The sequence below is a fragment of the Caldithrix sp. genome (assembly GCF_056497305.1).
Window position 1 is genome coordinate 1 of record NZ_JBSMDE010000067.1, and the last position, 14,196, is coordinate 14,196.

At 41.6% G+C, this 14,196-nt stretch carries 12 protein-coding genes; 2 read left to right on the plus strand and 10 right to left on the minus strand.

The genetic code is table 11. The features are described from left to right. Nucleotides 1–93 precede the first annotated feature (93 nt). The 10 genes from ACWB0I_RS05365 to ACWB0I_RS05410 all read right to left on the minus strand — a co-directional run bounded on the left by ACWB0I_RS05365 (nucleotide 94) and on the right by ACWB0I_RS05410 (nucleotide 10,578). Complete coding sequence (locus ACWB0I_RS05365; RefSeq protein WP_479387011.1) at nucleotides 94–2,343, minus strand: heme lyase CcmF/NrfE family subunit; 2,250 nt, start codon at nucleotides 2,341–2,343, stop codon at nucleotides 94–96. Further along, a complete protein-coding gene (locus ACWB0I_RS05370; protein WP_479387012.1) occupies nucleotides 2,340–2,711 on the minus strand; it encodes a cytochrome c maturation protein CcmE domain-containing protein in 372 nt (123 codons plus the stop codon). Before ACWB0I_RS05370 ends, ACWB0I_RS05365 begins: the two co-directional genes overlap by 4 nt. Before the next feature lie 108 nt (nucleotides 2,712–2,819). Then, complete coding sequence (locus tag ACWB0I_RS05375; RefSeq protein WP_479387013.1) at nucleotides 2,820–2,954, minus strand: CcmD family protein; 135 nt, start codon at nucleotides 2,952–2,954, stop codon at nucleotides 2,820–2,822. Between the two features lie 2 nt (nucleotides 2,955–2,956). After that, on the minus strand, nucleotides 2,957–3,637 hold the full coding sequence (locus ACWB0I_RS05380; protein ID WP_479387014.1) for a cytochrome c biogenesis protein: 681 nt from the start codon (nucleotides 3,635–3,637) through the stop codon (nucleotides 2,957–2,959). A gap of 51 nt (nucleotides 3,638–3,688) precedes the next feature. Next, complete coding sequence (locus ACWB0I_RS05385) at nucleotides 3,689–4,348, minus strand: heme exporter protein CcmB (protein WP_479387015.1); 660 nt, start codon at nucleotides 4,346–4,348, stop codon at nucleotides 3,689–3,691. Further along, the gene (locus ACWB0I_RS05390; RefSeq protein WP_479387016.1) at nucleotides 4,345–4,974 is read right to left on the minus strand and encodes an ABC transporter ATP-binding protein; all 630 of its coding nucleotides are present in this window, start codon (nucleotides 4,972–4,974) and stop codon (nucleotides 4,345–4,347) included. The genes ACWB0I_RS05385 and ACWB0I_RS05390 overlap by 4 nt, the downstream gene beginning before the upstream one ends. Before the next feature lie 242 nt (nucleotides 4,975–5,216). After that, nucleotides 5,217–7,955 (minus strand): TonB-dependent receptor, encoded by a 2,739-nt coding sequence (locus ACWB0I_RS05395; protein WP_479387017.1) that lies wholly within the window; start codon nucleotides 7,953–7,955, stop codon nucleotides 5,217–5,219. A gap of 394 nt (nucleotides 7,956–8,349) precedes the next feature. Beyond that, nucleotides 8,350–8,517, minus strand: a complete 168-nt coding sequence (locus ACWB0I_RS05400; protein WP_479387018.1) for a hypothetical protein — start codon at nucleotides 8,515–8,517, stop codon at nucleotides 8,350–8,352. Between the two features lie 102 nt (nucleotides 8,518–8,619). Beyond that, nucleotides 8,620–9,750, minus strand: coding sequence for a hybrid sensor histidine kinase/response regulator (locus ACWB0I_RS05405; protein WP_479387019.1), 1,131 nt, complete (start codon nucleotides 9,748–9,750; stop codon nucleotides 8,620–8,622). A 69-nt stretch (nucleotides 9,751–9,819) separates the two neighbouring features. Further along, entirely contained in the window at nucleotides 9,820–10,578 is a 759-nt protein-coding gene (locus ACWB0I_RS05410; protein ID WP_479387020.1) for a sigma-70 family RNA polymerase sigma factor, read from the minus strand. Nucleotides 10,579–11,871: 1,293 nt separating this feature from the next. Between ACWB0I_RS05410 and ACWB0I_RS05415 the strand changes: the two genes are divergently transcribed. Further along, complete coding sequence (locus tag ACWB0I_RS05415; protein ID WP_479387021.1) at nucleotides 11,872–13,176, plus strand: hypothetical protein; 1,305 nt, start codon at nucleotides 11,872–11,874, stop codon at nucleotides 13,174–13,176. A 244-nt stretch (nucleotides 13,177–13,420) separates the two neighbouring features. Continuing rightward, entirely contained in the window at nucleotides 13,421–14,167 is a 747-nt protein-coding gene (locus ACWB0I_RS05420) for a ComF family protein (RefSeq protein ID WP_479387022.1), read from the plus strand. Nucleotides 14,168–14,196 lie beyond the last annotated feature (29 nt).

Here is a 14,196-nt window from a genome sequence, read left to right on the forward strand (position 1 = left end):
TAATTCGTGAGTCCACTCTAAAAAGGTATTATTATCGAATTTTATTTAAATTTGCCTATTGTTTTTATTTAAATTACATCAAATATCTTCGTGTTAATCCGTGAAATTCGTGGTTTTTATACTGAACCCATTTCTTTTTTCTCGAAAACGGTTATACAACGAAAAAAGGAATCCGGCAATCATAATCAGTGTACCCAACCAGAGTAGATTAATTAACGGTTTAATAGAAACTTCGGCAGCCAAAATTTCTTTGCCCGCTTCAGGACTTTCGTTCTTCTCGGAAACGACGATGGCAATGGAACGTTTTTCTACATTAACACCGTTTAAAAAGACTTTGGATTGTCCATCGACAAAAGTGGCGGGTTCCGGCTGACGATCGTTTCCTTTCATGTGAATGCCCGGGCGTATTTCCCCAACCAGTTTTCCGTTTTTATCGTAAACTTCCACAATCGCCTTCAATAGAATCTCATCGCCTCCCATCTGATGGGCATTCATGTCATAGCCTGTAAAAAGCAATTGATAATCATTAAAAGCCGTCTTCTGCCCTTTTACCAGATTTACCTGATGTCCTGAAGACATGCTCTCTTCAGGCGGGATAATCTGAATGGGAGAGATATAAAGATCGTGAATCCATTTATTTTGAACCGAAGGACCAACCATCCAGGCCTGGCTATAATCACTCCAATAAAACTTAGCCAGCGTACGATTGCCATTCACTTCCAATAAAACTCGATCTTTACCATCTGGACCAGGCAAACGCCCCTTATAAACGATCTGATAACCGAAGGCCTCCTTGGGCGTATCTTTGGGGAAGGTTAATTTTACGGACCGGTCGTAAACAGATGAAGTAATAATACCGATGAACATCAGTCCCACACCGGTATGAACCAGATATCCACCAAAGCCATAATTCTTTTTGCGCCAGAACCGAATCACAATTTGTCCGTTAATCAGAATGAGGAAAGTAGACAGGATCATGATCAGTAAAGGGATGGGCTGCTTTACGCCCAACAAAAAGTAGACCACGCCAAACAGAACGCTGGTAATGCCATGTAATAGGACCGATCGCAATTTATCCCAGCTTGTCGTTTTCCAGCGCATCAATGGCGAAAGAGCGATGAGTAAAGCCATTAAAACCGCGCCTGGCCCGGCCATATAGTTGTAATATTCTGTAGCAAAACTTTCGGCCTTATCTTTGAACAGTCCGCTAAATAGGGGCCAGGAGGTCCCCACAAAGGTAAAGATAGCCATTAAAATGAGCACCAGCATGCCCAGATTCAAAAAACTTTCCCGCGTGGCTAAATCGGTGTGCACCGGTTGATATTTGACCTCATTAATGCGGAACAAAAAGGTTAACAGGGCCATCACGCCAAAAAGGGCAACAAAACCCACCAGGTAAGAACTTATTTCGGATTCGCCAAAAGAGTGCACGGAAAAATCGGTGAGAATGCCGCTTCTGGTAAGTAAACTTCCCCACAAAACTAAAATAAAGGTCATCAGAGCCAGCAAAATATTAGTTTTTTTCATCCCTCCCTGTCGCCGCTGGATGAGGAGGCCGTGAATTAAAGCCAAGCTGAACAACCAGGGAACCAGTGAACTGTTTTCTACCGGATCCCAGCCCCAGTAGCCACCCCAGCCCAGGGTGGTATAGGCCCAATATCCCCCAAGGATGATCCCTGTTCCTAACACCATACCTGTAAAGACTACGAAGGGAAAGGCCGGCTTCACCCAACGATCGTAATTCCTTTTAATCAAGGCCGCCATAGCAAAAGAAAAAGGCAGCATGGTAGAGGAATATCCAGCAAATAAAATTGGCGGATGAATAACCATCCATGGATCTTGTAATAAAGGATTTAAACCCGCTCCATCCGCAGGGACTACGCCCACCGGAAACGATGCGGGATTGATCTCCCAGATATAGGTAAAAGGATTTTTCTTGATCAAAATAATGGCAATGAAGGCCAGGACCAGATTAAAGAAGCTCATAACCATGGGCTCCTCTTCTTTACGTAATCGAATGATCCACAGCCCATAAATAAAACCATAAAGCAGCCAGAGCAAAAAAGTGCCTTCCTGCCCGGCCCAGAAAGTAGAAATGAGGTAGAAAAGGCTAAGGTCACGAGAAGAATAGCTAAAAACGTAACTCCACTCAAAATGGTGGGTTAGAATTCCGTACAGCAAAAGCACAACCTGAAAAACGATTAAAATGCCCGCTGTGTAGAAGGATGTTCTGGCAAACGTGAGCAAAGCCTGTTCGCCACGTCTGTCATATAAATAATAAGCCACTACACTTAACATCAAAGCAACAAAGGTTAAGGCAGTAGCCGAAATACCTAAAATCATAGATTACTCCCTTCGGGTTGGTACTTGGAAGGACATTTTACCAGCAATTCTTTAGCATGGAAAACGCCATTTTCATACTTTCCCACACAAACAATGTGAGAGGCTTGATCAAAATTGCCAGGTTTGGCGCCATCATAAACCACATTCAAAATTTCGCCGTTTTCATCACGGATCTGAAATTTAAAGACATTTTCCTGTACGTCAAACTGGCCATTGCCAACTCGTTCCCCCTTAACCTGCACTGTTTCGTTGCTGGCCTTTGCTTCGCTAATCGAAACATAAGGTGTTAAAGAACTGTTAAACGAAATGGCCGCCCAAATGGTAAATCCTACAATAATCAACCCGCCAATGATATATTTAGAACGCATAATACACAATCCTTTTTTGTTTTACTCCGACTTAACTTACACATTTCAAAAAATTTTCAAATCCTTAACCTAGCAATTTAAGCAACTGTTTTTTGCCTTTTCAGCCTATTATTTCTCACTTAAATGCAGATCTTCAAATTCTTGTTTCAACTTTTTTATCGACTGGTCCGTACGCCAAAGATAAAAAAAGACGCCAGTCCAGATTACCAGATTTACAATCATCACAATAAATTCCGGATTCATTTTTATTCCTCCAACATTTTATTTTCTTTGTATTGACGCAAAATCATTTGAAGCCTGACCTGTGTTTTGCGCACCTGAAATAGCCACAGATACAGGATAGTATGAAAGATCAGCGATGAAAAAAAGACCACGCGCTGGCGCATTTCTAGATGAATTTTCCCCTGGGCATTAATCACAGGATCGGGATGCAAAGAAAAGTAGATTCTGGGCACGACAAAAACAAAAAAAGGCACCGTTACAAAAGCCAGTAACGAATAGACCGCGGCCAGGCGCGCTTTCCGATCTTCTTGCTCCACGGCCGAACGTAATGAAAAATAAGCGCCATAAATTAACAATAGAATAAAAATGGAAGTCTCACGCGGGTCCCAATTCCAGAATGATCCCCAAGTCACTTTAGCCCAAATAGAACCGGTCACGGTAGCTAAAATGGCGAACAAGATACCAAGTTCATTACTGATTTTAGCATAGGCGTCGTAGAGTAAATCCTTGGTGCGTAAATAACGAAAACTGTAGTAGGCTGCCATAAGGAAAAATACCACGCAAATCCAGGCTACAGGTACGTGAAAATAAAAAATGCGCGTGTACTCCTTTAAAATTTTAGGCTCCAGAGGGGCCCAGGTAAACGCACCGATAATAATTAACGCCAGACCCAAGAAAAGAATTACCTTCCAGAACTTTGCCATTCCATACCATCCTTTGTTCTTTTACTTTCCTAAACGATTTAAATTACTATTTTATTCGTTCCAGACAAAATCAAACAGCAAAATACTGGCTACAATGATGATAATGCCGTATGCCAGTAAGGCCTGAAGTTCATTTTGGGCTTCGAACAAGGTAGCAGATTCCGCCGCTTTGCGCGTAGCGCTAATCCCACTAATCAAGATCGGTAATAAGATGGGAAAAGATAAGACTGTAAACAAGGCTCCCTTTGTACTGGCCTTGGAAATAATGGCTGCAACCATGGTTCCCCCTCCAGCCAGGCCAAAATTTCCCAGGAACATGGTCAGAAGAAAAATCTGAAAGTTCATAATCTGAAAATTCATTACCGCAATGAACAATGGGATTAAAATGATCTCCAGTACAATCAACAAAATTAAATTAAACAAAAATTTACCCAAATAAATATTGGCCGGTCGGGCTACTAACTTTAACGTATCTGCGGTTTGCGTTTCTTCTTCCCGAATAAAAATGTGCGATAAACCGGACATGGAGGAGAAAAAAAGGATGACCCAGAAAAGAGCCGACAATATTCTGGCCGTGGCTGTGTAGGCTCCAATGGAAAACGAAACGGCGCTCAAAGTGACAATCGCAAACAAAAAAATGGCATTAATAGCGTAGCGCGTTTTAAATTCCTGCTGAATATCTTTGACAAAAATAAGCCAGACCTGTTTCATACTTTCCCTACCTGAATGACCTGATCCGCCAGAGCAAGGTCTTCCTGGTCATTGGTTGATATGACCAGAATTCTCCCTTTTTTTTGTTCACGCAAAATTTGATAGACGGCCTCAATTCCCTTTTGATCTAAATTGGAACGCGGCTCATCAACAAAAAGGATTTCCGGTTCATGCAGCAAGGCACAAACATATTTTAAACGTTGTTGCATGCCCGAGGAATAGGTCTTCACAGGATCGTCTTCACGCCCTGAAAGATTAAAAACCTCCAGCAACTCTGTTACCCTGGATGAATAATCTTTTAAATTGCGCATGCGGGCAAAAAAATCAATATTTTCGCGGGCTGAGAGTTCCTGATAAAGTTGCAAATAAGGGCCAACCAGGCCAATGAATTGAAAAATATGTTCACGTTCGATTTGTTCATGCTGGTTCTGGTAGATCACCCGGCCACGCGTGGGAGCCATCAGATTACACAAAATTTTTACCAGCGTGGTCTTGCCCGAACCATTAGGTCCGGTTATTGCCAGAGCTGCCCCGCTTTTTACTGAAAAACTGATATTCTTAAGGACTAAAAAATGCCCAAATCGTTTGACAATTTTTTCTGCCGTTAATTCCATGCCCGTATTCAACAATATACGCCAAAACTCCTTTTAAAATTAAAGTATTAAATTAAATAAAATTATGGAAATTGACAAATAATTCGGATTAACCAAACAATGAACCGGTAAAAAGCTTTCGATTGTATAGGCTGGCACTTTCTTTTAAAGTCAAAAAGTTCAGTGGATTAAGCCATCTTTCAAATATGATATTATCGAAATGAAAAAGGCCCTCACAAAGGAGGGCCTTAAAATGTGGTCGTTTGAATTATCTGTTAGTAACGAACCTGGATGCCGATATTGAAGAATCTTGGCAGACCCAGAAAGACCTCTGCGTCATCAGCGGAATGGGTTTTGCCATTGCTGGTGTAGGCATTGTAACGACTATTGTCCACAGCATCCTGAATGTAGATCTGATCTAAGATGTTGTAAACATGGCCAAACAACTGAAACTTAACGCCAGAAAGATGGAACGGTAAAGTGTACTTGACATGAAAATCAAGAACACCATAATCAGGTACTTTCCAGGGCTGTACTCTGTCACCAGGATTGGTACGATCAAAAGGATTAAAGTCAGACCAGTAGCGAGCATAGTATTTGTAAACTAACTGAGCGTTTAAGCCCTGCATGGGGAATACGCTTCCAGCCAGAGCAAACTGTGTTTGCGGAGCATCCCCAACCATCAAATCACGAATAAAAAAATCGAAAGGAACTCGTTTATCTGTACCTACCCAACGTGCTTCGCCGTGGACATCTTTGGTGTAAGACCAGTGACCGATGGAGCCGGCAAAATCCAGTCTCCAAAGCTTTGAAGGTTGATAGGCACCTTCAAACTCGAAACCGTAATGTTCCTGATTTACACCGGATAGATAGATCAAAATCTCTTCACCTTCAAACGGGAAGTCGCTACGGCGTTCGGTACGATTGTTCCATTTGGTGTAATAGACATTGGTTTTAAGAACAAACTGGCGATTCAGTGAGGTGTAGTTCATTCCGAATTCAACAGAGGTAAAGGTTGAATTTTTTTGATCTTCGTTCTTTAAGCCGTTGTAATCGTCAATAACGTCGTCGAAAATAGGCACCTTGGAAACATAACCGGCATTGGCGTAAACGGTGGTTTGCTCGGTACCGCGGTAGCTTACGCCACCTTTAACCTGATACCCGGTAATCACATCCGTTTTCGCTTTTAATTCCCCGCCAGTGTTCGGATCTTTTCGGAAATGGTTTGTGTAGGAATATTGAATGCCAGAATAGCCAACCATTCCATAAGCACTTGTACGATCTTTGGTATATTCCATTTGCCCAAAACCGCCAATCCAATCCACTGTATTGGTAAAATAGTAAGCAATTTTATCGCCCAATTTTACCTTTTTATTGGGATGGAACTCATCCGAATTATCCACATAGTATTTACCACCTAATAGATCACGAACTTCGCGGTAGTGTTCAATTTCTGCCTTGCGCCAATCAATTCCGAAAGTGCTTTTAATGTGATCGTTTACTTTATAATTGATCTTGGCAATATCACCAATGGTCCATTGATTGTTACGGCTATTACGCAAAATGCCTAAAGATTGTCCATCGTCTTTGGTTAAAGCTTTTTTGTCCACGTAATAAGTACCGGCCGGGCCGCTATTCATCTCGATGGTTTTATTCCAATCCCACTGCCAGGGAGAAGGACCATAATAGAATTTGTAATCGTCATCGCCCAGATTGCCATTGGCATCTTTTCGGTACAATTTCCCATAGGTACCGGTTCCGCCGCCATGGCCTCCGGAATAATAGAACACGTTGTACAAAGCCATCTTACTGGTTAACTGCGAATACCAGTTAAAATTCACAATCGGTTTATGAAAGAAATTTTCCCGTTCATTGATGAAATTGGAAGCAAAACGATCGCCTGTTTTTTCGTTCCAGGCCTGTTTACCTTTGTAACTGGAACTAACTGGAGCCCAGTTCTGATTAAACGTTCTGCCGCGCTCTTTAAATTTACTGAACGCAGCAGGGTCATAATCAGATAGGCTGGCGGCATAAGCCGAATCATATACTGCAATATTTTGTTTGTACAGGTTCTGACCATGACGTTGAGGAGCGCCAAGCGCATAAATTTCTATACGATTACTCTTGTTAATGTCCCAGCTGGCGCCCAGATAATAAGCCCAGGCATCGGTCCAGGTTTTATCAATAATGCCATCGCCTGTTTTACGAACAAAAGCAGCATTAAAAGCAAATTTGTTGGCAATTAAACCTGTATTGGCTACTACCGTTGTTTTCAAAAAGGTTCCGGTTCCGTATTCTTGTTTAAACGTAATGCCAGGTGTCACCTGCGTGGGATCGGTGATCACATTCATCGTACCACCAATCGAAGGCGTGGCCAGGTTCACGGCGCTTAAACCACGCTGAACCTGAATGGAAGCCGTTGCATCGCCAACACCATCCCAGTTTGACCAGTAAACCCAACCATTTTCCATGTCGTTTACCGGAACACCGTTAATCATAATGGCCACGTTTCTTTGATTAAAACCGCGTACATTAACACGAGCATCACCAGCGCCACCACCCTGCTGGGTCGCATAAACGCTTGGAGTGGTGTTTAAGACCAGAGGAATGTCACGGGAACCCAGCCGCAACTCCATGGCTTCTTTTTCAACATTGGTAAAGGCCACCGGTGTTTCTCTTTCTTTGGCGCGATCCGCAAACACTTCTATCGTTTTGGCAAACAGGTATTCGGTTAAAGCGAAATCATGACGCACCTCGCCTTTTACCTCGATCTTGACTTCTTGCGTGGCATAGCCCACATAGTCACAGACCAGAGTGTAGGTACCATCCGGTGCCTTAAAGTAATACATACCATTCTGATCGGTAGCAGCACCCATGGTAGTTCCCTTTAGATAGACATTGGCTCCGGCCAGAGGTTCACCGGTCGCTTTGTCGGTTACCTTTCCGGCAACAGATCCGGCAAACACATTGCTGGCGAGAAAGAGTGTGAGAAAGAAGAGTAAAAAGGCCTTCATAGAACCCCCTCATTGGTTAAGTGAAACAACAACTATAACTAGTCAATATCTGAGTCCATTAATATCAGACCCAAATATTAAAATTTCGTTAGAATCATATTAAAAAAAAATATCATCAAAGACAATGCCTATCACTCAAAATTAACCTAATGTATTTAATATGAATAGAAACTTAACTAATAAAAGGGATAATTTCAATAAAATTAATAAAAGGAAGGCTCATGATTTTTTCTATTTAATTATTCATATTCATGTTTATGTATATTTTCCCATTTCATCAGAATAAAAATGGAAACTCGATTAAAATGATCAAAATTTTTACGTGTAACATAAATGAATTTTTCGGCGGTTATTCTTGAAATGGGTTCAGCTAACGGATAGGCATTCTGCCAGCTCAGTTATTTTTCATTTCATTTTTAATAATCTCTCGAACGACTTTCTCTAAAATTTCTTCACGATCGTAATATTTATTTTTAATACGCAACTTGATTAGTTCAATTTTTTTTCTCTCTAATTCTGACATATCTACATCTCTTCCATTATAATTTTGATCTAAAACCATAACTGCCCTACCTTTAATTCGTATAGGCCTTATTAAACTGTTGTAGAGATATTCGGAAAGCTTATTTATAACTTTAGGAGAAGATGTAAACCTGTAAAGGGATTATTTACTGATGGGTATCTCAAATATTATTTTGTTGCCGACATCATTTTCTTTATCCAGATACATTTTTCCGCCATGGGCCTCAACCGCTAAATTACAAAAGGTAAGGCCTAATCCACGACCGACCCGATATCCTTCTTTTTTTATCTCCATCTGGCGGAATTTATTGAAAACATTATCACCGTATTTCAATGGGATTTGTTGGCCAAAATCATGAAATGAGGCGCCCACTGCATGGTCTGATTTAAAGGTCTTTATGTCGACACGCCCCTCGGAAGGCACATTTGCCAGGGCAAAACTTAGCAGATTATCGATAACTCGTTCCATAACAGAAACATCCATTTTTACATAAGGCATCTGCTGTACAAAATCGATATTAATCTGTTTGTCTGCCGCTTCCGGAAAATCTTTAATTCGGGCCAAGCTATTTTCTACAACATCATTCAGACTGGCCAATTCTAGTTTTAAGGACATGGAGCCGGTCTCGATTTTGGTTATATCGATTAAATTCATCACCATGCGCAAAAGATTTTGTGTACTGCGATCAATCCGATCCACATATTTCTTTAAATTGGACATGCTGTCGTCCAGCCCCATCATCAACATTTGCAGATTGCCCTGGATAACAAAGATGGGATTCTTCATATCGTGCACGATGAGATGGCTGAGTTCCTCTTTAAACTGATCCATGCGCTTCAAAGCCTGGTTCTTTTCCTGCAGCTCTCTGTTTTTAGCCTCTAATTCATCGTGGTATTTTTTAATCCGTAATAAAGATTTGACCCTGGTAAGTAGTTCAATATTTTCAAAGGGTTTGGAAATAAAGTCATCTGCTCCGGCTTCCAGACTACGAATTTTACTTTTCAAATCTTTCAGGGCGGTAATCATGATAATGGGAATAAACTTGGAGGGCTCTTTTTTCTTGACTCGTTCGCAAACCTCAAAGCCATCCATTTTTGGTAACTTTATGTCGAGTAAAATAATATCCGGGGTCTCTTTTTCCACCAGCTTGAGAGCTTCCACACCATCATGCGCTGTAATAATCTTGTAATTTTGTGGTTTTAAAAAATAGGCAATCAGATCTACGTTTTCCTTGTCATCATCAACGATCAGGACTTTAGGCTCATTATCCATACACCAATCTTCTTCTTTTAAATTGCAAACTTTACCGGCAACTTATGAATAATTTCAGGATACGTCAAGTTAAACGTACATCATTTTGGTTATTTCTTTACGCAATTTGGCCATCGTTTCGGAATGGATTTGTGAAATGCGTGACTCGGAAACATTTAAAATTTTTCCAATTTCCTTGAAGGTCAATTTTTCATAATAGTACAAGGTGATGGCTAAACGCGTTTTTTCCGGTAATTTTTTGATGGCTCTTAAAAGTACTCTTTTCATCTCTTCTTCTTCAATTACTTCATCTGCTCTTACATAATCTTGATCTTCAATGAGATCATAAAGGTTTTGTTTGCCATTATTGTCTAATGGTTTGTCAAGAGAATACAGTGTAGCGGAATTTAAATCTCTTTTAATATTTTTTACATCTTTTTCGTTCAGGCCTAATCCGTTGGCTACTTCTTCATCCGTAAAGTTTCCTGAAAATTTCTGTTCTAATTCAACACTCTTTTCACGAAAATGGTTTAATTTGGCGCGCAGGGAACGTGGAACCCAGTCTAATTTACGCAGCTCATCAATTATGGAGCCCTTAATACGAGGAATGGCATAGGTTTCAAATTTGATGCCATATTCCGGGTCAAAGCGGTCAATCGCCTCCGCTAACCCTACAACCCCAATCTGGTACAAATCGTTCTCTTCCAGAGCCTGAGGATAATTTTTAATCATTTTGCGCACAACATATTTAACCAGTCCCATATATTTAAGCAACAGTTGCTGACGGCTCTTCAGGCTTCTATTGTTCTTATAGTCTAACCAGATGGTATCAACAGAACTTTGCATCATTTCTCACTCCTCCATTAATTCTTTTCTTTTCTCATATTTTTGCATGTTTTGTGCCAATTTTATATTTGGAAAAATTTTGATCTTTGTTATTTGTTGTTTTTATTCATGTTAAACAAGAAAACATATACTTTGAAAAAAGTTGAAATTTCATTCAACAAGCAAGAATAGTCCAAATTATGAACATTTTACTGTATGGATTTCATACACTTTTTCTACGTGCGAATAGAATACCGACAGCGACTATCAACGATAAAACAAATTTGTGTAGAGCAGGTATATTATCTTGCACCGTTCTGGGATTGTGCCTATCCTAAAACTAAGGCAGCAAAGCCGAAAGTTATAAAAAACCGCAAAGAGCGTCCGTCTGGCCGTGGCAGCCGGACAGGCCCGTCTGGACGGCCGGATAGGCAAAAGAGCAATTTTAATTAAAAATTACGAATTTCGAATTATTTTGCGAAAGGGCCAATTGTGACCAGGTGGTCAGGACACGAGCAGCCTTCATTCTGAATCCCGCTTCAGACGTAACTCGAGCTTTAGCCAGGGACTCTTGTAAGGGCCAATAAGGATTTCTCCACTCAGCGTTTCGCTTACGCTTCACACTTCGGTCGAAATGACACTTAGGGAAGGACAGGTGCCGGCATGTCATTCTTCTCCCGCTTCAACGGGAGAAGAATCCCTTACATGATCAAATAGATTCCGGCTCTCGCCTGTGCTCGGCCGGAATGACACCTTTGGGGACGATACCTGGCCATAAGATTTCTCCACTCTGTACATCGCTTTCGCTCCGCGCATCGGTCGGAATGACAATCTGTGAGGCTTCGTGCCGAGCGTAATTCCAGATCCAGATCCTCAGGGACAGGCCCGCCAGTCTGGCAAGGCGCAGCCTGACAGGTCTGGACGTGGCAGCCGGACAGGCCCGTCTGGACGGCTATCCAGCCGGACAGGCCATTCAACATTTAAACAACTCAACAACTCAACCTTTTTACTTCCTCACACAGCACAAAAATTTTCGCACGCTAATACGCAATATCTTAATTCTAAAAACTCGCTTATTACCTTAAAATCGGATTTTTAGGGCATAGCCCGTCTAACTTTGAAACGCCCGATTCAGGCGTTAAAAAAATCTTTACATAAAATCTATTTTTTTGACCAAAACACTTGCGTTTTTTTCATCAATTTACTATCCTTAGAACATCAATAATTTTCAGGAGCAGCGATGTTACGTTTTGAGAAACTCTTGTATTGGCACACATCTTTTTTAATGTACAATATGAAAAATTGAAGGGGATGCTTATGTACCGGGCAAGCACATTTTGGCTGATTTTGATCCTAAGTTTTAGCTTTTTATTTGCACAGGGTGTAGATCCCTTTGGAGAAGAAAATCAGAGTTACTTTAATGGCGGCTTTGGAATGACCTGGATTGACGGAACGGCTTACACCACCTTTACTTTAACACCGGAACTGGCACTGGGTAAGTTTGGTATGGGACTGAATATTGAACTACTTTTCAATAATTCGGAAGGTTTTAAATTTCGCAAAACGGGTTGGGACAAAGGCGCAGGAGCCCTGCGCATGATCCGCTACATTCGCTGGGGCCACAAAAACGATCCGCTGTACACGCGCATCGGTACCCTGGATGGCGCTATCCTGGGGCATGGTTTTATCATGGGCTATTACACAAATCAGGCTAATTACGACTACCGGAAAATCGGTTTGGTGTTAGATATCGATTTCAACAAATTCGGTTTTGAATCCGTAACCAGCAATTTGGGCAATCTGGAAATTTTAGGAGGACGTTTTTACTACCGCCCCCTGTCTTCAACAAGCATTCCGATTCTCAAAAACTTTGAAGTCGGCGCTACCTATGTGGGCGATTTTAATCCTGATGGACGAAAAAGCACCCATGATGCTGTGACAGAATGGGGCCTTGATCTGGGGTTGCCCATCATTAAAAGCAAGCTGTTAACCACTACGATTTATGCCGATTACGCCAAAATCAACAACCATGGCGATGGTAAAGCGGTTGGTATTTTGGCTTACATCCCTAATGTAATCGGACTGTTTGGCATTTACGCCAAACTGGAACGCCGTTTCCTCAGCCAGGAATTCCTGCCCAATTATTTCAACAGTTTGTACGAATTAGAGCGCAATGCATTGGCCGCAGATTATTACAAATTAGACAACCCCATGACCAGCGTTCTGACAAAAGAACAATATTTAAACTATGTAGACAAGACCAACGGCATCTTTGGCGAGCTGGCCGGGCAAATTTTAGGCAAAATCCGGCTGGTGGGAAATTATCAACAGAATGAGTCCCTCAAAAATAGTGGTATTCTGCATTTAGAAGCCCGTTCTAAAGATCTGGTGCCCAGTGTAGAACTCAAATACACCTATGACAAAGTTGGCATCGGGAAATTCAAAGATGTTTTTACTCTGGACTATCGTTCTGTGGCTCAGGCTATTATTGGTTACAGAACGTTCAATTATTTTTTGATTTCCATGGTTTATCGCTGGAACTTTATTTATGATGAAGAAAAAGGCGAGTACAAACCCATAGAACGGATTATGCCACAGGTCAGCTTTTCGATGCCGTTCTAAATGAAGTCCGTTGAAAGAGACAAATTGATTAACGTGGAGGAGAAGCTTAAAAATTGCAGAGGATGGTCTGGAAAAGAAGCATTTAATGGCAGTTTTTTCTCCCTTTTTTAAACCTTTGTAAAAAGGTTGTAGGATAAAAGCGGGACTGTACAAGTCCCACAAAAAGGCCAGACCGCGTGCCTCTGTGTTCTGAAAAGATTTAATATTTAATCTTAACCGTTTAATCGATGGGTGGGGGTTCATTATGTTTAATTTGAAGAATGTGGTTCACGATTGGGTGGTAGAGCCGGTTTTGTCGTTTGTAGCACCGGCCCAATGTTTAATTTGCGGGGAACCGCTTATTCAGAGCAGTAAAGTACTCTGTCCTTCTTGTGCAAACACGTTACCCATGTTAGATCCAATTTACCTGGAAAATTTGCGGGATGAGATTGAGCAGCCTTATTTTGACGATCTGATCGTGTGTCATCCCTTTGATCCGGTATTTCAGCATTTGATTCATTTACTCAAATATCAGCGGCAGCAATCAATCGCCCAATTTTTTGGAGAAACGCTGGCTCAATTTGTCCCCTTAAATTTTGACCTGGTCACTGCAGTGCCGCTCAATCCAGCCCGTTACAAGGAGCGGGGCTACAATCAAAGTGCGCTGATCGCCCGTCACCTTTCTGATATTACCCGCATCCCCCTTTCAACACATCTGCTTGCGCGCACCAGAAACACACAAACGCAAACGCGACTAACCCGCGAAGAGCGCAAAAAAAATGTAAAGGATGCCTTTGCAGTACAGGGGGAAGTGGCAGGGAAACGCATCTTACTCATCGATGATGTGATTACAACCGGCAGCACCTTAAATGAATGCGCAAAAGAACTGAAGGAAAATGGCGCTGCCTGGGTTACGGCCGCAGCCCTGGCCACGCCAACAGATTTTTTTCAATCGGATGATGTTTCTGAATTAAATGATACCTTGCCCTTTCTGGAAACTTTTAATAAATAGGTGCGGTCCGATCAACCGCACCCGATCTA